This window comes from Acidicapsa borealis (assembly GCF_059115245.1).
Map to the genome: position 1 here is coordinate 5,105,044 of NZ_JCACNY010000001.1, position 18,645 is coordinate 5,123,688.

The 18,645-nt window shown below is 60.2% G+C and carries 16 protein-coding genes; 7 read left to right on the forward strand and 9 right to left on the reverse strand.

Annotation, left to right across the window (positions count from 1 at the left end):
• Positions 1–75: 75 nt before the first annotated feature.
• Positions 76–336, forward strand: a complete 261-nt coding sequence (locus tag AC5S27_RS20705; RefSeq protein WP_493936457.1) for a DUF4160 domain-containing protein — start codon at positions 76–78, stop codon at positions 334–336.
• Entirely contained in the window at positions 323–763 is a 441-nt protein-coding gene (locus AC5S27_RS20710; protein WP_493936458.1) for a DUF2442 domain-containing protein, read from the forward strand. Before AC5S27_RS20705 ends, AC5S27_RS20710 begins: the two co-directional genes overlap by 14 nt.
• A gap of 10 nt (positions 764–773) precedes the next feature.
• On the opposite strand, the gene AC5S27_RS20715 is transcribed toward AC5S27_RS20710, so the two are convergent.
• The 3 genes from AC5S27_RS20715 to AC5S27_RS20725 form a co-directional block, all read right to left on the reverse strand.
• Positions 774–1,544, reverse strand: a complete 771-nt coding sequence (locus tag AC5S27_RS20715) for a dienelactone hydrolase family protein (protein WP_493936459.1) — start codon at positions 1,542–1,544, stop codon at positions 774–776.
• 213 nt (positions 1,545–1,757) lie between these two features.
• Positions 1,758–2,891 (reverse strand): hypothetical protein, encoded by a 1,134-nt coding sequence (locus tag AC5S27_RS20720; protein ID WP_493936460.1) that lies wholly within the window; start codon positions 2,889–2,891, stop codon positions 1,758–1,760.
• Positions 2,892–2,895: 4 nt separating this feature from the next.
• Positions 2,896–4,287: a MiaB/RimO family radical SAM methylthiotransferase gene (locus AC5S27_RS20725; RefSeq protein ID WP_493936461.1), complete on the reverse strand. Its 1,392-nt coding sequence runs from the start codon at positions 4,285–4,287 to the stop codon at positions 2,896–2,898.
• Between the two features lie 169 nt (positions 4,288–4,456).
• Here AC5S27_RS20725 and AC5S27_RS20730 point away from each other — a divergent pair, with 169 nt between their 5' ends.
• Positions 4,457–5,650 carry an MFS transporter gene (locus AC5S27_RS20730; RefSeq protein ID WP_493936462.1) on the forward strand — a complete coding sequence of 398 codons (1,194 nt, stop codon included), beginning with the start codon at positions 4,457–4,459 and terminating at the stop codon, positions 5,648–5,650.
• 2 nt (positions 5,651–5,652) lie between these two features.
• Here AC5S27_RS20730 and AC5S27_RS20735 read toward each other — a convergent pair whose 3' ends face one another.
• Entirely contained in the window at positions 5,653–8,295 is a 2,643-nt protein-coding gene (locus tag AC5S27_RS20735) for an ABC transporter permease (RefSeq protein WP_493936463.1), read from the reverse strand.
• The gene (locus tag AC5S27_RS20740) at positions 8,292–8,642 is read right to left on the reverse strand and encodes a PadR family transcriptional regulator (RefSeq protein WP_493937345.1); all 351 of its coding nucleotides are present in this window, start codon (positions 8,640–8,642) and stop codon (positions 8,292–8,294) included. The genes AC5S27_RS20735 and AC5S27_RS20740 overlap by 4 nt, the downstream gene beginning before the upstream one ends.
• 445 nt (positions 8,643–9,087) lie before the next feature.
• On the opposite strand from AC5S27_RS20740, the gene AC5S27_RS20745 reads away from it, so the two are divergent.
• On the forward strand, positions 9,088–10,392 hold the full coding sequence (locus AC5S27_RS20745; RefSeq protein WP_493936464.1) for a GGDEF domain-containing protein: 1,305 nt from the start codon (positions 9,088–9,090) through the stop codon (positions 10,390–10,392).
• A gap of 44 nt (positions 10,393–10,436) precedes the next feature.
• On the opposite strand, the gene AC5S27_RS20750 is transcribed toward AC5S27_RS20745, so the two are convergent.
• The 3 genes from AC5S27_RS20750 to AC5S27_RS20760 all read right to left on the reverse strand — a co-directional run bounded on the left by AC5S27_RS20750 (position 10,437) and on the right by AC5S27_RS20760 (position 14,266).
• Entirely contained in the window at positions 10,437–10,958 is a 522-nt protein-coding gene (locus tag AC5S27_RS20750) for a hypothetical protein (protein WP_493936465.1), read from the reverse strand.
• Entirely contained in the window at positions 10,955–11,920 is a 966-nt protein-coding gene (locus AC5S27_RS20755) for a heme-binding domain-containing protein (RefSeq protein WP_493936466.1), read from the reverse strand. The genes AC5S27_RS20750 and AC5S27_RS20755 overlap by 4 nt, the downstream gene beginning before the upstream one ends.
• Positions 11,921–12,082: 162 nt before the next feature.
• Positions 12,083–14,266, reverse strand: a complete 2,184-nt coding sequence (locus AC5S27_RS20760; protein ID WP_493936467.1) for a 30S ribosomal protein S1 — start codon at positions 14,264–14,266, stop codon at positions 12,083–12,085.
• 511 nt (positions 14,267–14,777) lie between these two features.
• Here AC5S27_RS20760 and AC5S27_RS20765 point away from each other — a divergent pair.
• Positions 14,778–15,344 carry an HIT family protein gene (locus tag AC5S27_RS20765; protein ID WP_493936468.1) on the forward strand — a complete coding sequence of 189 codons (567 nt, stop codon included), beginning with the start codon at positions 14,778–14,780 and terminating at the stop codon, positions 15,342–15,344.
• Here AC5S27_RS20765 and AC5S27_RS20770 read toward each other — a convergent pair.
• Positions 15,341–16,831 (reverse strand): DNA recombination protein RmuC, encoded by a 1,491-nt coding sequence (locus AC5S27_RS20770; RefSeq protein ID WP_493936469.1) that lies wholly within the window; start codon positions 16,829–16,831, stop codon positions 15,341–15,343. The genes AC5S27_RS20765 and AC5S27_RS20770 overlap by 4 nt on opposite strands.
• Before the next feature lie 286 nt (positions 16,832–17,117).
• Here AC5S27_RS20770 and acpP point away from each other — a divergent pair, with 286 nt between their 5' ends.
• Both acpP and fabF read left to right on the forward strand, forming a co-directional pair.
• A complete protein-coding gene (acpP, locus tag AC5S27_RS20775; RefSeq protein WP_263336289.1) occupies positions 17,118–17,360 on the forward strand; it encodes an acyl carrier protein in 243 nt (80 codons plus the stop codon).
• 3 nt (positions 17,361–17,363) lie between these two features.
• Entirely contained in the window at positions 17,364–18,611 is a 1,248-nt protein-coding gene (fabF, locus tag AC5S27_RS20780) for a beta-ketoacyl-ACP synthase II (RefSeq protein WP_493936470.1), read from the forward strand.
• The last annotated feature ends 34 nt before the right edge of the window (positions 18,612–18,645 follow it).

An 18,645-nucleotide genomic window follows, 5' to 3' on the forward strand; every position in this document is an offset into this window, starting at 1 on the left:
GCTGCCTGACCGGCGAAACCGCGGCGCTTTGGTACTTCGACGATAACCTAACCGCGTTTAGGTTATAGTGTGTTCATGGGTTCGCTCCGCTTCGACGGCGTTTTGTTTGTAGCGTACTCGAACGATCATCCGCCCCGCCATGTGCATGGTTTTCTGGGTGAAACCGAAGCCATCGTGGACCTGCTGAAGGATGGATTCGTAGCCTTGGCCGCACGCAAAGATGCAGTCAGACCTGCGAATGCCAAACGGTCGGACGTGAAGAAGATTCTTGAAGCGGCGGCAGCTCATCATGAAGAACTGGTAGAGCTATGGGAGGAGATTCATGGCAAACCATAAAGTTGTGACCACAGATGCGGAGATTGACGCCGCAATCGAGCAGGCAAAGCACATGCCGGACGAGCCTCGCGCCGTACATGTTGAATATGTCTCTGGAAGTGGGCTGGAACTCCTGATTTTAAAGATGAGCGATGGCCGCAGGCACGTCATTCCTCGCGAAGACCTGCAAGGACTTGCGACCGCAACTCCAAAACAGATTGCCCAAGTTGAGATTCTGGGCAACGGGACAGGGCTGCACTGGCCCGAATTGGATGTGGATCATTACGTTCCGGCGCTGCTGCAGCACGTATATGGCAACAAACAGTGGATGGCGAAAATCGGCCGCCGAGGCGGCTCTGCAACCACAAAAGCCAAGCGACAGGCGTCGCGCGCAAACGGAGCCAAAGGCGGGAGACCGCGCAGGCAGGAGCGGCTCACTCCTGCCTGATTGGCTCGGATCACATGCCCTTGAGCAGAATCTGCAGACGCGCAAAGGCTTCTTCACGCGCTTTCTTGTTTTCCGGGCTGGCGTCTGGTGCTTCGCCGGCGCGCATGAATCCATGGCCTGCGCCCTCGTACGTCACAGGCTCATACTTCTTTCCTGCCGCCTTCATCGCGGCGGTGGTGGCGGGAACAGTGGCACCGATACGGGCATCGTTGCCGGCGTAAAAACCGTAGACTGGCGCGGTAATTCTCGGGATGGCAGAGTCATCTGGACCGGGGCCGTAGAAGACGAAGGCAGCCGAGAGATCCTTGCGGTTGGTGGCAAAGCGGAACGAATTGCCGCCTCCCCAGCAGAAGCCGGCGACGGCGAGTTTGCCGTTCGATGCGGGAATCTTTTTCGCGTAGTCGGCAACAGCGTTCAGGTCGGCGGTGACTGTATCGGGGTTGAGACCGGAGATGGCTTTCACCGTGGCATCCTGATCGGGAAAGGCGTCGCTGCCGCCGCCATTCGGCCCGAAGCCGGAGAGCAGGTCGGGCGCAATGGCTATGTACCCGGCAGCGGCAACGTCGTCTGCCATGCTGCGGGCCCAGTTGCTCAAACCAAAAATCTCGTGGATCAGGATCACGACAGGCGCCTTGTCCTTTACTTCCGGATAGACGACGAAGGCCTTCACTGTTCGATTGCCGTACTTGATCGAGACCCATTCCTGGTGGCGCGGGGACTTCTCGAGCTTGGCCTTGGGCCACTCGTCGCTGGGCGCGTGCATGCCGCCGTGCGAGGCCATTGCTCCTCCGGGCGGAGGGGTCGGCGGGGTTTGCGAATGAAGAACTGCGGTGCAGGAGACCAAAGCCAGTGCCGCTACTAGAGTGCGCATGCCGGATATATTCATGGCGAGGATTCTAGTGGAGCCGACAAAGGCGGGCAACCGCGAAGATGACACTGGAATGTCATTCTTCCGTCACCCGCCCCGGTCTTTCATGAGCCGGAGATTCTCGGGCTATTTTGGAAGCACATCCGCAATGGGGGCGCCGGTCGCAGGAACGGCTGCGTGGTAGTCCTCGCCCAATAGAGCGGCAAGCGTTGCCGCCACCTGGCTTTCGGTCACCGGGCCCGCATTCTTGCGAACGCCCAGCGGAGCCGTGTCCGGCCCGATCCAGGCCATCCAGGTCTGCGCGGATTCGGGAACCTTCTGACCGTGGCTGGTCCACTTTTCGCCTTCGCCGCGTCCGTGATCGGGCAGGATAACCAGCGTGGTCTTGTCCTTATATTCCGGCATCGACTGGATCAGGTGCCAGAGGGTGCCGATGTAGAGGTCGGAGCGATGGGCCGCATTCAGGTATTCCGCATAGCTGCCGGCATGGGCCCAGTCATCCGTTTCGCCGAGGCCGATGAAGAGGACATGCGGCTTGGCATACTTCACGTATTCGAGCGCGGTGTAAAACATGGGCGGATCGAAGATTTCATCCGGCCAGACGCGTACGCCTTCTTCCTTGAGATGGTTCAGCAAGGCGAGCTCCGGGTTTTCTGGCATGCCGTTAAAAGGGTCGTAGCTGGCATTCACCGGAAAGCGGCAGCGGTCCTTGTTGAAGATGCCGTTGAAGTCCTCCCAGGCGCCAAAGGCCGCGACCCGCGCGTTCCACTTCGGCTTCTGGTTCAGCCACTCGAAGACGGTCACATTGGGATTGGCGATGTTGTCGTTCGAGTTGATCTTGTGATCCGCAACGCCGGTCAGCGTCTCGTTGTAACCGGGGTAGGAAAAGTTATAGCCGTTGGTTACGTGCGAGTCGGAGCCGAGATCGCGGTCGCCGAAGAGCTGTCCGTGGGCTGCGACGGTGTTCCACAGGAAGGGCATGATCGCAGCGCGGCTCTCCGCCGGAGTCGCGCGGGCGAAGAGCTTTTCCGCGTAGGCCGCGCGCTCCTTCGGAGCTCCGAGACCTTCAGGGCCGAGGGTCTTGATCAGGGTGGGATCGACGCCGCGATAAATCTCCTGCCAGCGCATGCCATCGATCATCACGACGATGACGTTTTCGGTCTTGTGTGGAACTGTCTGGGCGGCTGCGGCTGAACCCAGCGGGGCAAGGCTGAGCAGGCTGAATGACATCAGTCGGGCGAAGAGATTGTTTTTCGTCATGCTGTTAGCTTGCCACAGCAAGGTTGGGGATTCGTAAATTGGTGCTGCCCTGAAGATTTCCCGCAGCAGAAATTTCAGTGACGGGAACATCCACCAGCTTGTTTGCGGGTAGAGATTCTGCGATCTCAACGGGCAGGAAATTGTCCGTAAGCGCGCTCGTTCTCCCCTGCGCGGCAAGCGCAACCGGAGTATGCAGCGTGATGGCCGGGAGCGAGCTGCCGATAAAACTGCTGCGAAACCGGAAGCTCTTCTCCGCGATCAGGGCCTTGAGCGCGGCCATGCGTTCTGTCACAGCCTGTGCCGGGACTGGCGATTCGCGGTGCAGTTCCCACCCGCGCGTACCAGGGCGAGGCGAGAACGGGAAGAGATGCAGGTAGGCGAACGGAAGCGAAGCGATCAGGTCATACGTTTCGCGGAACTCCGCATCGGTCTCGGCCGGAAAGCCGACCATCACATCCGCGCCAACGGCGAGCGCGGGTCCCGCAGCTTCGCGGAGAGCCCGGACTTTCTGCTCGTAATGCCAGGGACGATAGCGGCGGTGCATGCGCCGGAGGACGGCATCCGATCCCGACTGAAGAGGCAGATGCGCATGGCGGGCGAGGCGTCCGCCGCCGAAGTCGCGGAGCAGGCCGATGAGCTCCGGCGTCCAGTCCATCGGCTCGATGGAGCTCAGGCGCAGTCGCGGAAGCTGGGTATCTTCAAGGATGGTGCGCACGAGCGAGGCCAGCGTTCCCGATGCGCCAAATTCCCTGCCCCAGCGGCCAAGGTTGATCCCGGAGATCACCAGTTCGTTGCCACCGGCGGCGACAAAGCCCTGAACCTGGGCGAGAATCTTCTCTGCCGAAAGACTGCGCGAGGCGCCACGCGTCGTGGGAATGATGCAGAAGGTGCAGCGGTTGCCGCAGCCTTCCTGGATCTTGAGATTGGGCCGCGTCTGCAGGCCGGGAAGTACCTGTGCGTCTTCAATATACGAATGGGCGAAAGCATCATCTGCCCAGATTTGCGCTGTGCCCGAGACCAGGCTGGCCGTGGAGACGAGCGTGGGCTGCAAAGACGGAATGACCAGCCCGCGTACGATCTCCGGCACCATCCCCTTGTGGCTGTTGCCGACGACCGCGGATACGCCGGGCAGCGCGGCAATCTCCTGAGGAGCACGCTGCGCGTAGCAGCCGGTGACGACCACCTTCGCCTGCGGATTCAGGCGCATTGTCTTGCGAACGAATGCCCGCGCGTCGCGATCGGCCTCGGCGGTGACGCTGCAGGTGTTCACAACGACGACTTCCGCTTCCTGCAACGGCAGCTCGTCCAACCCCTCGGCGCGCAAACGGGCGCTGACCGCCTCGCCATCGGCGCGAGCGGCGCGGCATCCGAAGTTTTCCACGTGGAAGCTGCCCATACCTCCAAGGATAGCAATTCCCTGAATTTAGCCACACATTGAACCTGTCAGGAAGATGTAAGGGACGTAATGGAAGCCGATATGCACCATTTGGTACGCCGGCCGAATCTTATATATGCAACGGGATTTTCGAAGCAAAACCGCTTCATACTTGAGTTTGGACCCAGATATGACAAGCACGACCACCCTTGAGGTTTCGCAGCGCGAACTGACGAAACGCATCCTCCCCTATGTTTTCCTCACCTTCACCTGCTACCTCGCCATCGGCGTGCAGCTGGCGATCCTGCCCTCGTATGTGCATCTCAACCTCGGCTTCAGCACAGTGCTGGCCGGGCTGATCATCAGCATGGAGTACGTCGCAACGGTGGTAACTCGTCCGCAGGCCGGACGCATGGTGGACCGGCTGGGAGCCAAGCGGACCGTGCTTTACGGCCTGGCGACCTGCGGCGTGAGCGGCGTGTTTACGCTATTGGCTGCGTTTTGCCTGCATATTCCCTGGCTTGGTCTTTCTCTGCTCGTTGCGGGACGCCTGCTGCTCGGCGCCAGCGAGAGCATGACGTCTACTGGGGCGACGATGTGGGGCATCCTCTCCGTCGGCTCGGAACACACTGCGATTGTCATCTCCTGGAACGGCATCTGCACCTACGGCGCGCTGGCCATCGGCGCGCCGCTGGGCGTGTATCTCGAAAAACTGGTCGGCTTCTGGTCGATCGGCGTTTTCGTCATCCTGCTCGGCGTCGGACCCATTCTGCTGGCGCGCGGACTTCCTCGCGTTCCCGTCACACACGGCGAAAAGCTGCCCTTCCATCGCGTTTTCAAGCGGGTCGCTCCCTATGGGCTTGGCCTTGCGCTGGGCAGCGTCGGATTCGGCGTTCTGGCCACCTTTATCACGCTTGATTTTGCCCATCGCGGCTGGTCTGGAGCGGCCTTTGCGCTCACGCTGTTCGGCGCGCTGTTTGTCTTTGCGCGGCTGCTCTTCGCCAACGCCATCAATCGCATGGGCGGATACGTCGTCGCAACCGTCTGCTTCAGCACCGAGTTTCTGGGCCTGATGTTGCTTTGGCTCACACACTCGGAACCTCTGGCCTTTGCGGGCGCGGCCCTGACCGGCTTTGGCTTTTCGCTGGTCTTCCCGGCGCTTGGCGTTGAGGCGGTCCGCCATATTCCGCCGCAGGACAAGGGCACCGCGCTCGGCGCATACGGCGTCTTCATGGACTTCGCCCTGATGGTGATCGGCCCGGCAGCGGGGGCGATCATCGGCGGATTCGGGTATCCGCCGATCTATCTCTTCGCCGGATGCTCGGTGCTGCTGGCGCTGGCGCTGACGCAATGGTTGGCCGCCCGCCAGCGCAGCATCGTCTAGCTCTATTCCGTGCGCAATGCCTGCATCGGATCGAGTCGCGAGGCTCTCCATGCCGGCAGCAGGCAAGCGAATCCAGCCACCAGCAGCAGCGTCATGGACACTGCGGCAAAGACCGCCGGATCGAGCGGCTGCGTCTCATACAGCATGGAGCGGATCAGCCGCACCGCTGCAGCACTGGCGCCCAGTCCGAGCACGAGACCCAGCAGCGCGGGCCGCAGCCCATCGAGCAGCACCAGCCGCAGCACTCGTTCCCGCTGCGCCCCAAGCGCAATGCGGATGCCTATCTCGCTGGTGCGCTGCGTCACGAGATACGCCAGCACTCCGTAGAGACCGGCTGCTGCCAGCACCAGCGCAATGACGGCAAAAGCCAGCACCAGGACCGAGTCAAACTGCGAGCCGATGGTGGCCTTCCCGATGCTCTCCTGCATGGTCATGATGCCGGAGACGGGCAGATCCGGGTCCATCTGGCCAATGATTTTCTGGATGGGCAACGCCAGCGCGTCTACGTCCTTTGGAGAGCGAACAACGATGGTAGCGTTGGAGTAACTGTTGCCGTAGATGGGCCAGTAGAGCGTAGGCCTCATGAGCTCCGATATCTGGTAGCGCGTATCACCGACAACGCCGACCACCTCGAAGAGTTCGCCGGTCATTTCGATGCGTACATGCTTGCCGATGGGGTCTTCGTTGGGAAAGGCCTGCTTTGCGGCCATCTCACTCAGCACTACGACGTTTGCGCGAGCAAGGCGCTCATCAGGGCGGAAGAAGCGGCCGCGCAACAGCGGAATCTGGATAGCTTGAAAGTATCCGGGATCCGCGCCACGCACCATCATGTCCACAGCCTGGTCTTTGGACTGCCACGGATGCTCGAGGACGCCCATCAGGCGGTCACCTCCCCAGCCCTGTCCAGGCGCTGTCGAAACCAGACCCGCAGCTTGGACCCCTGGCACGTTTCTGACCCGCTCAATGAGCTGCTCAAAGAACGCTGCCCTTTTTTCATCCTCTTTGTAGCGGGCCTCGGGAAGACTTAGCCGCATGGTTAGTACGTTGTCGATGGGTACACCCATATCGGCGTTCCGCAGGTGCTGGTAACTCTTCAGAAGCAGCCCCGCACCCACGAGCAGCACGACCGTCAGACCGACTTCAACCACCAGCAGAACCTTCCTCAGGCCAGCCCGCGCGCTGCCGGCGCTGTGTCCTCGGGAAGACTCCTGCAAGCCGCTGAGAATCCGCTTGCTGTCCGAACTGACCGCTGAGATCAGGCCGGAGAACAGCGCGCAAGCCACGACCGTTCCGGCGGTGAACAGGACCACGACGGCGTCGATGTGGATCGACTCGACTCGGTTCATGTCCTGCCGTGTGTGAATCAGCCACTGCACTGCGCCCCACGCCAGCGTAAACCCGACCGCGCCGCCGGCCAGCGAAAGCACCAGGCTTTCCACCATCCGCTCGCGAAGCAGCCGCCACCGTCCGCCGCCAAGCGCCGCACGGATCGCCAACTCCTTACTGCGGGCCGCCGTTCGCGCCACCAGCAGACTCGCCACATTGAGGCAGGCGATCAGCAGCACGCAGCCGGTCGCGGCGAGCAGCACATAGAGTGAAGTTTTGTACTCGTGCACCGTGTCTTCAAGCATGCTGCGGCCCTTGACCGAGTCATGCACTCCAGGCACTGGATGAGCGGCGCGGATCTGAGCCTGCACAGCATTCAACCGGTCAACCAGGCCTGCCGGCGTAACTCCCGGCTTGAGCCGCGCGACCACTACGAACTCATGATCTTCGAAGGTTTCGAGCGTGAATTTCGGCATTTCGTGCCCGGCCGGCGTCCACAGCTGGATGGTATTGGCCGCGAACGCACCGGAGTAGCTGAAGGTTGACGGCAGGACTCCGATGATGGTGAATGGTCTGGCATCGAGCCATATCTTCTGGCCGATGATGTTCACGTCCGAGTTGAACCGGCGTTTCCAGAAGCCGTAAGTCAGGATCACCGTTGCTTCCGCACCCGGCTGATCGTCCGCCGGAGTAAACGACCGTCCCAGAAAGGGGCGAATTCCCAGCGTCTCAAAGACGTTGCTGGAGACTGTGGAGCAGTCCACTTTTTCGGGCAGGTTGCCCTTGTCACCGGATACGTTGTACTGATTCCACGGAGAGAGCATGGACATCTCGGCCATGCCCTGAGCGGCCTTTTGCCACTCGAAAAAGCTGCCGCCGGCAACCGGCGCAAAGCCACCGTCCGGGTCAGTCGAATGCGAGTCATGCTCGTAAATCGAGTAGAGTTGGCCTGCATCCCGGTACGGTAGCGGGTTGATCAGAACGCTACGAACCACGGTGAACAGGGCCACGTTGGCGCCGATGCCAAGCGCCATGACCAGCACCGCGACCAGCGTGAATCCGGGCGAACGGCCAAGCGTACGAACGGCATACTTGAGATCACGCAGCAGATTTTCGAGAAGCATGAGGGTGTTCTGCTGCCACAGGCCTTCGCGAACGCGCTGCGGATTGCCCAACTTCACATAGGCGCGGCGGCGCGCTTCAGCGGGCGACAGGCCGCGAGCCTGATTTTCGGCGATTTCTTCGGCCAGGTAGGACTCCAGCTCCTGGGCAACTTCGGCATCGCGCTGCGTGCGGTTAAAAAATCTGTCCCAGCTCATCGTTCCCCTCCTTTCGTTGGTTCAACTTTTCCTTCGACCGGTTCGCCCATCACCAGGGCAATGGCGCGCGCCATCTGCCGCCAGCGGTTGGTCTCATGCACGAGCTGCTTCCTGCCGGCCACGCTGAGGCGGTAAAACTTCGCCTTGCGGTTGTTCTCGCTCACGCCCCAGAAGGAGCTGACCCAGCCGCGATCCTCCAGCCGATGCAGTGCCGGATAAAGCGAGCCCTGCTCCACTTCGAGCACATCCTCGGACGTCCGTTCGATGACCTTCGCGATGGTGTGCCCATGTGCATCTCCCAGCGCAAGCGTCCGCAGGATCATCATGTCCAGCGTTCCCTTCAGCATTTCCGCATTAGTTGGTGCTGGTTTCGCCACGTTGCCCCTCCACTCGAATTTCTATGGGAGAGAGCGTACTCCACTCGAACATCTATGTAAAGAGTTTTTGATTTTTCGCTGCCTCGGGCCGGTCTAACGGCGGATCGCGCACGGAGACGGCAATCTAACTCCCGCCGGATCGAGCTGACACTGAAGTAACAAGCGGCAAGTCGCCGGCTTTCGGGCAAGCGTCCCAAAGTTCGCTGTTCCCCGTGCAACCACAGGCTGACAGACGGCCTCAAGTTTCATGCAAATCTGCCGATGTTACCCGGTAACTGACCAGAGAGTTTCACTCGATAACTCTGAAGTGGAGTACACCGGTTACCGATTGAGCGCTACTTTGGAAACAGGGAAAATCGCCACAACTTACAGGCAAGAGTTTTCAGATTGGGATCAGCGGCGATTTTGAAGGCGCATGACAACTGCTGACGGTATGAAAATTCTTCGGGCCGACGTCGACGGGACTTTCAAGTCTCTCAGTCGCGCTGGCTTTCGAAGCCTCAGCTTTCCAGCCCCCCTCGAAGACCGCTTTGAAGCGGACACCCGCAAAGCACGCTCGCATCGCATGTGGTTCGAGGGCCTGGTTGCGATCCTGGGGCTGAACGCCTGCCTCATTCTTGACTACGCAATTGTGCGCGATCTCGCCTGGCTCTCCATTGTCTGGCATACGGCGCTGGTAACACCGGTCGCCCTGGTGGCCAATTATCTCGTCCGGCGCAATCCTCCGGCATGGCTGCGCGAGGGCTGCGTAGCGGTGGCCATGGTCGTCATCTGCGTGATGAATCTAGTGGTCGAGGGCACCGCCACCACGACTGCAACCCTATTTGGAGCCATCTGCACCATGATCACGGCTCTGTTTGCGGGAGTGGTCATGCGGCTCCGCTTTGCCTACGTCATGGCATCCATCCTCACCATGCTGGCGGCCAGCCTGTGGTGGCTCGGGCATTCGCCGGCGCTGCATCTCTCTGAGTCAGTTATGGCCTCGAGCATGATGGTGGTGGGTCTCGGAATCATCCTGATTGCAAGCTACAGCCTGGAACGCGAGGAGCGGCGCAGCTATCTGCTCGGTGTACAACGTGACCTGCAGGCTGAGGAACTGGTGCTGACCAACGAGGCTCTGCATCGTCTCTCGACCGTGGACAAGCTGACCGGGCTGCCCAACCGCCGGGCTCTCGAAGAGCGGTTTGACCTGATGTGGGCGGAGTGCGCGCGATCCGGAGATACCCTCTCTGCGGTCGTCATCGACGTGGACCACTTCAAGATGGTCAACGATGTCTACGGCCACCTCTACGGCGATTTGACCTTGCAAAGGATCGGAGCGCTGCTGCCACAGTCGCTTCGTTCCCCGGAAGACATGGCGGCGCGTTTTGGCGGCGAAGAATTTGTGCTCCTGCTGGCACACGCCGAGCCAAATATTGCGCTCACCGTCGCCGAACGTGCCCGGCAGCTAGTAGAAACAGCCGGAACACCGCTCAACAACAGCACTGCAGGCGAAACGATGATGTGGATCACGGTCAGCTGCGGCGTCTCTTCCTGTGTCCCTGGTCCCGCTTCCACCTGGATGGAACTGGTGGCCGCGGCCGACGAAGCTCTCTATGCCGCCAAACGGGGTGGTAGAAACCGTGTCGAGTTCCGCGATTGCGGCGCAAGTCACCGTCCCAAGGCCGACCTGACCGGTCAGATCTTTTTCGATGAAGCTCCCAAACGATTACGCGCTTGACGGCTGCGGGGACTTGCGGCCATTTCTGCACCGGCTGCCGTGCTCTATGGCATCACCGCTGCGCGTTGATTGAGCAGAAATTGGGCGCGTTCCCCCGGCTTTGAGTCGATACGAGATACGCTCTGGTGGAGCGGATTGCCTTCAAACCTCTGATACAGGTACGACAGACTGCGGGCATCGCCCTGCCCGACGGTGACGATCTCCACAAATTGAGGCGCCGCTGGAACATATCCGCCAAACCACCGGTTGTCTTCCCACTCTATCCACGTGACGGTTGAGAGAACCGCGCCTGCCGGGTAGTCATGGCCGGAGTTAGTGCGTGCATACTCGACGGCAACATCGTTCCCGTACAGCGTCGACATGAGCGGATGCTGCATATCGCTTCGGTCGATCCAAGAGGTGATCACCCTGTCTTTCAACGGGTTGCGTGGAAGACTGCCGACCAGCGCTGCTTCCTCATTGAGAGTCGTCCTAACTCTTGGATTGGTCGACGTGCAGCCACAAAGCGCGGTCAATAGGGCAAATATGGAAAAAGCGGTGAGCTTGGTCGCAGTTTGTCGAGTCATCGCTGACCTCCGAACGGAGCCGTATAAACATAATCGTTCTGCTTTACAGGGGTATGGCAAGCTACGCACTCCGAGTCGAAGTGGGCATCCTTGCCGTAGGGCTTCAGATCCGTACCGCGCCATCGGCCCCACGCCCACCCGGCAGTGTCCTTGTGGTGGACGCTATCGCGAATCATGAATTCCACCTGGGCAAAGGTACCCGTATGGACAAGACCATTCGCATCCGGCTGCTGATGCCACGCGACCTTCGCAAAGGCCGCGCCGTCGGGCCAGGGATTGATCTGATGCTCAGCGATCGCCTTAACCGCAATCTCGTTGCCGAGAATGACACGCATCGTCTTGTTATCGACGCGATCAGTGCTGCTAATGGCCTTCCAGTTCTTGTAATCAGGAAGGAACGCCACGCCGTTCGGTTCATCCGGAATATTCCGCGCGAGGGTACTGCCGGTCTTGATCCACTTCGCGTATTCAGCGTCCGCGGCGCTGGCGTCGGCCGCCGCCGGCATAGCTCCATCCGACGGCAGCAGGTAGTGACGCAGCGTGGCTAGTTCCCCGGAAGTCACCTCAGAGCCGGGATGGACGCGAAGATAGGAAGGCAGCGGCATCGCTCCCAACTGAATCTGGTTCACGGCTTCGAAGAGTTCGGCGCGTTGCTGCGCGGCCGGCAGCTTGCCGATTTCCGAGAAATTGAGCCGCTGCCTGGCTTCCCTTACATCATGCGTGGCGATCCAGTAGGCGGGTACAACCCGGTCCAACAGCGGCAATTGCGTCTCATTGGAATGGCAGGCGTAGCAGCGGGTCTTGAGGACCTGCTTGACGTTCTCGGGTACTTGAATTTCCGCGGTCACCGGCGGATTCGTGAAAGTGGGCCGGAGGAATTGCAACACGACAAACACGGCCACCCCTCCCCCGATCAGCCATTGAAGAACTCTGAGGATGGGGCGATCGTTCCGGGGTTGCATGGGCCCTCCTGGCCTGCGCGCAGGTACATCGATTGAACTACCAGTAGTCGCAGGGAGGCTCGCTTCCGTGCGGCTACTGGTCAGAGTGTATGCAGAAGAAAAATGATGCAGCAAAAAGGCCACCCCTTGCGAGGTGGCCTTTCTGATTGAGTTCGGTGCAGCCTAGCGGCGGAACTTGTCCCAGTTGACCAGGTCGCCCAGGGTCGTGGTGGAACCGCTCTGCGATGAGGACGAGCCAGAATCGCGATCCCGCGAAGGAGACTTGTAGGACTCGACTTCCGAACGGCTGGCTTCTTCGCCAACTGCGCGGATGCTGAGACCGACTTTCTTCTCTTCCACGTTCATCTTGATGATCTTGAACTCGTGCTCCTGGCCCTGTTCGAGGGTCAGCGGCTGGCCGTGTGCGTCAACTGCTTCAGAGACGTGGCACAGGCCTTCGACTCCTTCCGCAACTTCAACGAAGGCGCCGAACTGCGCGGTCCGCAGAACCTTGCCATGGACCACATCGCCAACGCGGTGCTGGGTGAAGAACGTCTCCCAGACATCGGGCTGAAGCTGCTTCACGCCAAGCGACAGGCGGCGATTCTCCGGCTCAACACCGAGAACTACAGCCTTGACCTTCTCGCCCTTCTTCAGGACTTCCGAAGGATGCTTGACGCGCTTGGTCCAGCTCAGGTTCGAAACGTGCACCAGGCCGTCGATGCCGTCTTCGATTTCGATGAAGGCACCAAAGTCGGTGAGGTTGCGAACGCGGCCTTCGACAATCTGTCCGGTCGGGTAACGGTCGGACAGGTTCTCCCAGGGATTTTCCTGCAACTGCTTCATCCCGAGAGAGATGCGGCGGTCGGAGGGGTTCACCGAAATCACAACGGTCTCGACTTCATCGCCCGGCTTGACCAGCTTCGACGGGTGCTTCATCCGCTTGGACCAGGTCATTTCAGAGACGTGTACCAGGCCTTCGATGCCCTGCTCCAGCTCGACGAACGCGCCGTAGTCAGTCACCGAAAGGATGCGGCCCTGAACGCGAGCCCCTACGGGGTAGCGCTCAACGGCATCCAGCCACGGGTCCGGTGTGAGCTGCTTGAAGCCCAGCGAGACGCGCTGCTTATCCTTGTCGAACTTGAGAACCTTGACCTGAATCTCATCGCCCACATTGACCAGGTCGCGCGGATGCGTCAGGCGTCCCCAGCTCATGTCGGTGATGTGCAGGAGGCCATCGATGCCGCCCAGATCGACGAACGCGCCGTAATCGGTCAGGTTCTTCACCGTTCCGGTCAGGATCACGCCCTCTTCCAGGTGCTCGAGAGTGGTGGAACGCTTGGCGTTCTGCTCTTCCTCGAGAATTTCCTTGCGGCTGACAACGACGTTGCCACGCTTCTTGTTCAGCTTGATGACGCGAACTTCGATCTGCGTGCCGAGGTAGCCATCCAGATTACGGACGGGACGAACCTCAAGCTGCGAACCGGGCAGGAACGCCTTCAGGCCGATATCAACGGTAAGACCACCCTTGACGCGGCTGACAACTGTGCCGATCATCGGGGTTTTGTCGTTCGCGGCCTTCTCAATGACGTCCCATACACGGAGGCGCTGAGCCTTGTCATAGCTGACCAGGTAGCCGCCCTCGGGCTCTTCGCGCTCGATGACAACTTCAATCTGGTCGCCGGCCTTAAACTTCGGCTCGCCGGTGTGATCGACAACCTGCTCAATGGGCAGGAGGCCTTCCGACTTCAGGCCCACGTCGATGACGGCGTGCTTGTCGGTGATCTTGATAACCGTACCGGTGACAATCGAGTCACCATAGGCTTCAACGGCTGCGGCTTCAGCGGCCTGCTCGCGCTCGAAAGCTTCAAGCTGGGCGGAGAAGTCTTCGCCACCATCGAAATCGTGGTCGGTCAATTGCGCAGAAGGCGCAACATTGGCGACGACGGGAACCATCGGCTTCTGGTGTGCGATCGGACGGGCCTGCTGTGCAACGGGCGTAGCAACGGGTGCCGGGGCTGCAACGACTTCGGCGGCAGGAGCTTCGACAGCAGGAGCTTCGGCTACAGGTTCTGCAACAGCGGGCGCAGCTTCAGCAGCTTCTACTGAGGCGGCGGGGACGACAACCGGCTCTTCAGCAGCAGGAACTGGAACTGTATCGAGGTCGGTCGCGATGGCTGCGGCTTCAACTTCAGGCTCAGCAACGGTGGCCGATTCAACAATAGGCTCAGCAACGGCGGCGACTTCGGGGTTAGGGGTGGATTCGTGCAACGGCTCTGCAACAGCGGTCGCGGTTTCGATTTCAGGGGTTTCCAGTTGGGTGCTCAGGGGTGTGCTCTCGGTTTCAAGATTGAGGACGTCTGCCATGACTGCCAGCTCCGGGATTCCGGGTCCCGAAAACAGGTGTTCTAATTTCCTGTCTCGGGGATCGCCTTCGACAAAGGCTTGCGCCAGGGGCAAAGGTTCGCGGCTTAGCTCTCTATTCCAGATGCACCGGCCGAAGGAAAAGCTCCGCGGGGGGCGAAAAAATCTGCGGCCAAACGTTTGGCTCGCCGATTTCGTCAGACTCTACGGGGAATCACCCGGCAAGGACTGCTGGCCAGAGGGTGGCCGCACCCGTATGCTGGAATCCTCGCATAAGGGTACTCCTGAAGTGTAGCAATGCAGGTTAGTCGCGTCAATGCAAGCAGTTGCCGCCACGAACTTTGCAACGAGTTATTCAACAAAGCTGCTCCAGTTATGGTGCATTTAGTCCGCAATTTCTTGCCAAACGCGATTTGGCAGCCAGATTTCGAGTTCGTCACCAATTCTGCGACGCAACCACGCTCGCGGAACCGACCCCGCATCCCGCTCCGGAGTCGCGGATATACTCGCCAATATGGACCAGCTTTGGACCCCCTGGCGCTACCGCTACGTCACGACGACGGACACCAATCCCCGCCCCGGAGTTCCGGCAAGCCTGAGCGCCTGGCCCGGCGACCTGAAATGCGTCTTCTGTAACCTGCTCGCCTCGGTCGACTACGCCATCGCCAACGGCATGCCCGTCGACGAAGCCGAGCGCGAGGGCGGTCTCGTCGTTCGCGGCACAAGCTGCTTCATCTGCCTGAACGCCTTCCCCTATACTTCCGGCCACATCATGGTCATCCCCTACGTGCACGAAGCCAGCCTCGCCGCGCTCCCGTCGGCCACGACCCACGAAATGATGGACCTGGCGCAGCAGACCGAACGAGCCCTGCGGACGCTCTACAAGCCCCACGGCATCAACTTTGGAATGAATCTGGGAGCCGCAGCAGGCGCCGGAGTGGCGGAGCACTTGCATCTCCACGGCCTGCCGCGCTGGATCGGCGACACCAACTTCATGACCACCATCGCCGAAACCCGCATCCTGCCCGAAGAACTCGACATCACCTGGGCCCGCATGCGCAGCGAGCTCAAGAAGCCTTAAATCGATTCGACGCCGTCTTCGCCGCTGGCAGCCAGTGCAAGCTCCGCCTGCTGCTCCGCGTCGAGCCCGGCAGCATCCAGAAGCTTTGCCGGCAATTGCTTATTCGTGCGGATACCAGCCTTCTTGAGCATCTCCGTCTGGCGGATGAGATTGCCAGAGCCGGTGCTGAGCTTGCCCATCGCATTCTGGTAGCTCTGGTCGGCGGCGCGCAGGCTGTCGCCAACCTTGCTCAGGTCATTGACGAAGTTCACAAACTTCTCATAGAGCTTCGTCCCGCGCTCGACGATGTCTGCCACGCTGCGAGCCTGCTGCTCCTGCTGCCACAGGTTGTCCACAATGCGGATCACAAAGAGCAGCGTCGTAGGCCCGACCATGATCACGTTGCGCTCGTAGGCTTCACGCCAAAGCTCGCCGCCCTCCTGCATCGCCACCTGAAACGCCGGCTCGATCGGCACAAACATCACCACAAAATCCGGCGAATCGAGGCCAGCCAGCTTGTGGTAGCTGCGCTTCGACAGCCCTTCGAGGTGGCTGCGAACACTGAGCAGATGCGCCTTCAGATTGGCCTTGCGCAGGTCGTCAGCGGTCGCATTCACGTAATCCGTATAGGCGTTGAGCGAAACCTTGGAATCAATGACAAGATGCCGCCCACCCGGCAGATTGAGAATGACGTCCGTCCGGTAAGCCTTCCCACGCGCACCATCCTCATCCATCACAGCGCCAAAGCTCTCCTGAAAGCTGTACTGCTCGCCCTCGCGCAGACCAGCCTTATCGAGCAGATCCCGCAGGATGAATTCGCCCCAGTCGCCCTGCGCCTTGGTGGATCCGCGCAGTGCGGTCGTGAGGTTATGCGCCTCAGCCGTAAGCTGCTGATTGAGCTTTTCCAGCGACTCAAGCTTGCTGCGCAACTCCACCCGTCCAGCCAGCGAATCCTTCTGCGCCTCTTCGACCTTGCCGCGGAAGTCGTTGATCTGCACCCGCAACGGGTTCAGCAGCTGATCTAGATTCTCCTTGTTCTGCACCGTAAACTTCGCCGATTTATCGTCCAGGATCTTCCCCGCCAGCGCCTCAAACTGATGCGTCAACTCGGTGCGCGCATCGGTGAGCAGCTTCAGCTTTTCGAGCGCGGCTTCGCGTTCACCCTTGAGCTGCGCCTCCAGCTGGCTGATCCGCGCGCTTGCAACCCGCTCTGCCTCAGCCTTCATTAGTAAATCGGCGCGCAGAGACTCACGCTCAGCCGCAGCTTCCCGCAGGGAACGTTCGCGCTCCAGGGCCAGCGACTCAAAACCAGCCCGGGCGGAAGCCTCATTGTGAGCTTGTGCACGAAGCTGCGCCAACTCCTGCTGGGCAGTGGCGATGTGAGCCCCAAGTTCAGCGACCCGCTGGGCCAGTTGCCCCTGCTCCCGCTTCGCCGAGGAAGACCGAAGCCAGAAGCCCAGGAGAATACCAAGAAAAGCCGCCACAAGCCCGGCGATGAGTGTCTGCATGGGAGAGAATCCTTCTTCGCCTAATGTACGCCTTTTCACTGTGTATTTCTCGTCTGTACGCGTATGTTTCTATTCCCTGTTCCCCATTCCCTATTCCCTGCTGTCCGCGCCTTTACAGCCCTTCGTGTGCCCCGATAGACTTGGAGTTTCGGGGCTGTCGTGTATTCGTTTCTGCGCCAGACTGGAACAGATTCGGCGGCGAGTATGGTAGGCTGCGAGTCGGACCTTGAAATTTCGCCCGTAACGGGCCACGCGTTCTCATACAAATTCGGAGGAGAAACAAGACATGGCAGTTGAAGAGAAGGTTAAGCAGATTATTGTTGAGCAGCTTCAGGTGGACGAAGCCGAAGTGACGCCCAACGCCAGCTTCCAGGAAGACCTTGGAGCGGACTCGCTGGACGTGGTCGAGCTGGTCATGCAGTTTGAAGAGGCTTTTGACCTCGAGATTCCCGACGAAGACGCCGAGAAGATCAAGACTGTCAAGGACGCCATCGATTACATCGAAAAGAACGCAAAGGCAGGCAAGTAAGCAGTGAAACGCCGTGTCGTCATTACGGGCATCGGGCTGGTGTGTGGAGTTGGTAACACCACACAGGAAGTCTGGAGCCAATTGCTGGCGGGTGTCAGCGGGGTCGGACCGATTCAGTCCTTTGACGCCACGGGTTTCCCTGTCACTTTCGCCGCCGAAGTCAAGAACTTCGATGCGCTGCAGTTCCTCGATAAGAAAGAGTCGCGCAAGATGGGCCGTTTTATCCATCTGGCTGTAGCTGCGACTCACGAAGCCATGGAGCAATCCGGCCTGAAGGTTACGCCGGAGATTGAAGAGCGCGTAGGCGTCTTCATCGGCTCCGGTATCGGTGGCTTCGAAATCATCGAGCGCGAGCACAACAACCTCATCCAGGGCGGACCCCGTAAGATTTCCCCGTTCTTCATTCCAGCCGCCATCGTGAACATGGCAGCTGGACAGGTGAGCATCCGGTATGGTGCCAAGGGTCCTATTTCAGCCACCGCAACGGCATGCGCTACCTCCGCCAACTCCATCGGCGACAGCGTCCGCATGATCCAGCACGGCGAGGCAGACGTGATGATCGCGGGCGGTTCTGAGGCCGCAGTGACAGGCCTGACCATCGGCGGATTCGCCGCGATGCGCGCGCTGTCGACGCGCAACGACGATCCCCAGGGAGCCAGCCGTCCTTTCGACAAGGACCGCGACGGCTTCGTGCTTGGCGAAGGTGCCGGCATGCTGGTACTCGAAGAGCTGGAATTCGCCAAGACCCGCGGAGCCAAAATCCTGGGCGAAATCATCGGCTACGGCATGAGCGCGGACGCGTATCACATGACCGGCATTGCCCCGGAAGGCGCAGGCGCCCAGCGCTCCATGCGTGCAGCTCTTCGCGACTCCGGCATCGCGCTCGAAGATGTGGACTATGTAAACGCCCACGCCACTTCGACACCCGCCGGCGATGGCAATGAGTCAAAGGCAATCGAGATCGTCTTCGGCGAGCACGCCCTGAGCAAGAAGCTCAAGGTCAGCAGCACCAAGTCCATGACCGGGCATCTGCTCGGCGCGGCAGGCGGCCTGGAAGCTGGTATCACTGCCATGGTCCTTCTTGACCAGAAGATTCCGCCAACGATCAATCTGGGCACTCCCGGTGAGGACTGCCTGCTGGATTACGTTGCGAATAAGGCGATCGACCACCCCGTCAATGTGGCGCTTTCGAACTCCTTCGGCTTCGGCGGCATCAACGCCACGCTGATCATGCGCCGCTGGACAGAATAAGAATTCACTCTACATAGCAAAGGCGCGGACCCTT

Coding starts and splice junctions, on each gene's coding strand:
- AC5S27_RS20730 (WP_493936462.1), top strand. CDS start 4,457: ATGACAAGCACGACCACCCTTGAGGTTTCGCAGCGCGAACTGACGAAA.
- AC5S27_RS20735 (WP_493936463.1), bottom strand. CDS start 8,295: ATGAGCTGGGACAGATTTTTTAACCGCACGCAGCGCGATGCCGAAGTT.
- AC5S27_RS20715 (WP_493936459.1), bottom strand. CDS start 1,544: ATGGCCTCGCACGGCGGCATGCACGCGCCCAGCGACGAGTGGCCCAAG.
- AC5S27_RS20745 (WP_493936464.1), top strand. CDS start 9,088: ATGACAACTGCTGACGGTATGAAAATTCTTCGGGCCGACGTCGACGGG.
- AC5S27_RS20770 (WP_493936469.1), bottom strand. CDS start 16,831: ATGCAGACACTCATCGCCGGGCTTGTGGCGGCTTTTCTTGGTATTCTC.
- acpP (WP_263336289.1), top strand. CDS start 17,118: ATGGCAGTTGAAGAGAAGGTTAAGCAGATTATTGTTGAGCAGCTTCAG.
- AC5S27_RS20705 (WP_493936457.1), top strand. CDS start 76: ATGGGTTCGCTCCGCTTCGACGGCGTTTTGTTTGTAGCGTACTCGAAC.
- AC5S27_RS20710 (WP_493936458.1), top strand. CDS start 323: ATGGCAAACCATAAAGTTGTGACCACAGATGCGGAGATTGACGCCGCA.
- AC5S27_RS20750 (WP_493936465.1), bottom strand. CDS start 10,958: ATGACTCGACAAACTGCGACCAAGCTCACCGCTTTTTCCATATTTGCC.
- AC5S27_RS20760 (WP_493936467.1), bottom strand. CDS start 14,266: ATGGCAGACGTCCTCAATCTTGAAACCGAGAGCACACCCCTGAGCACC.
- AC5S27_RS20720 (WP_493936460.1), bottom strand. CDS start 2,891: ATGACGAAAAACAATCTCTTCGCCCGACTGATGTCATTCAGCCTGCTC.
- AC5S27_RS20740 (WP_493937345.1), bottom strand. CDS start 8,642: ATGCTGAAGGGAACGCTGGACATGATGATCCTGCGGACGCTTGCGCTG.
- AC5S27_RS20725 (WP_493936461.1), bottom strand. CDS start 4,287: ATGGGCAGCTTCCACGTGGAAAACTTCGGATGCCGCGCCGCTCGCGCC.
- AC5S27_RS20765 (WP_493936468.1), top strand. CDS start 14,778: ATGGACCAGCTTTGGACCCCCTGGCGCTACCGCTACGTCACGACGACG.
- AC5S27_RS20755 (WP_493936466.1), bottom strand. CDS start 11,920: ATGCAACCCCGGAACGATCGCCCCATCCTCAGAGTTCTTCAATGGCTG.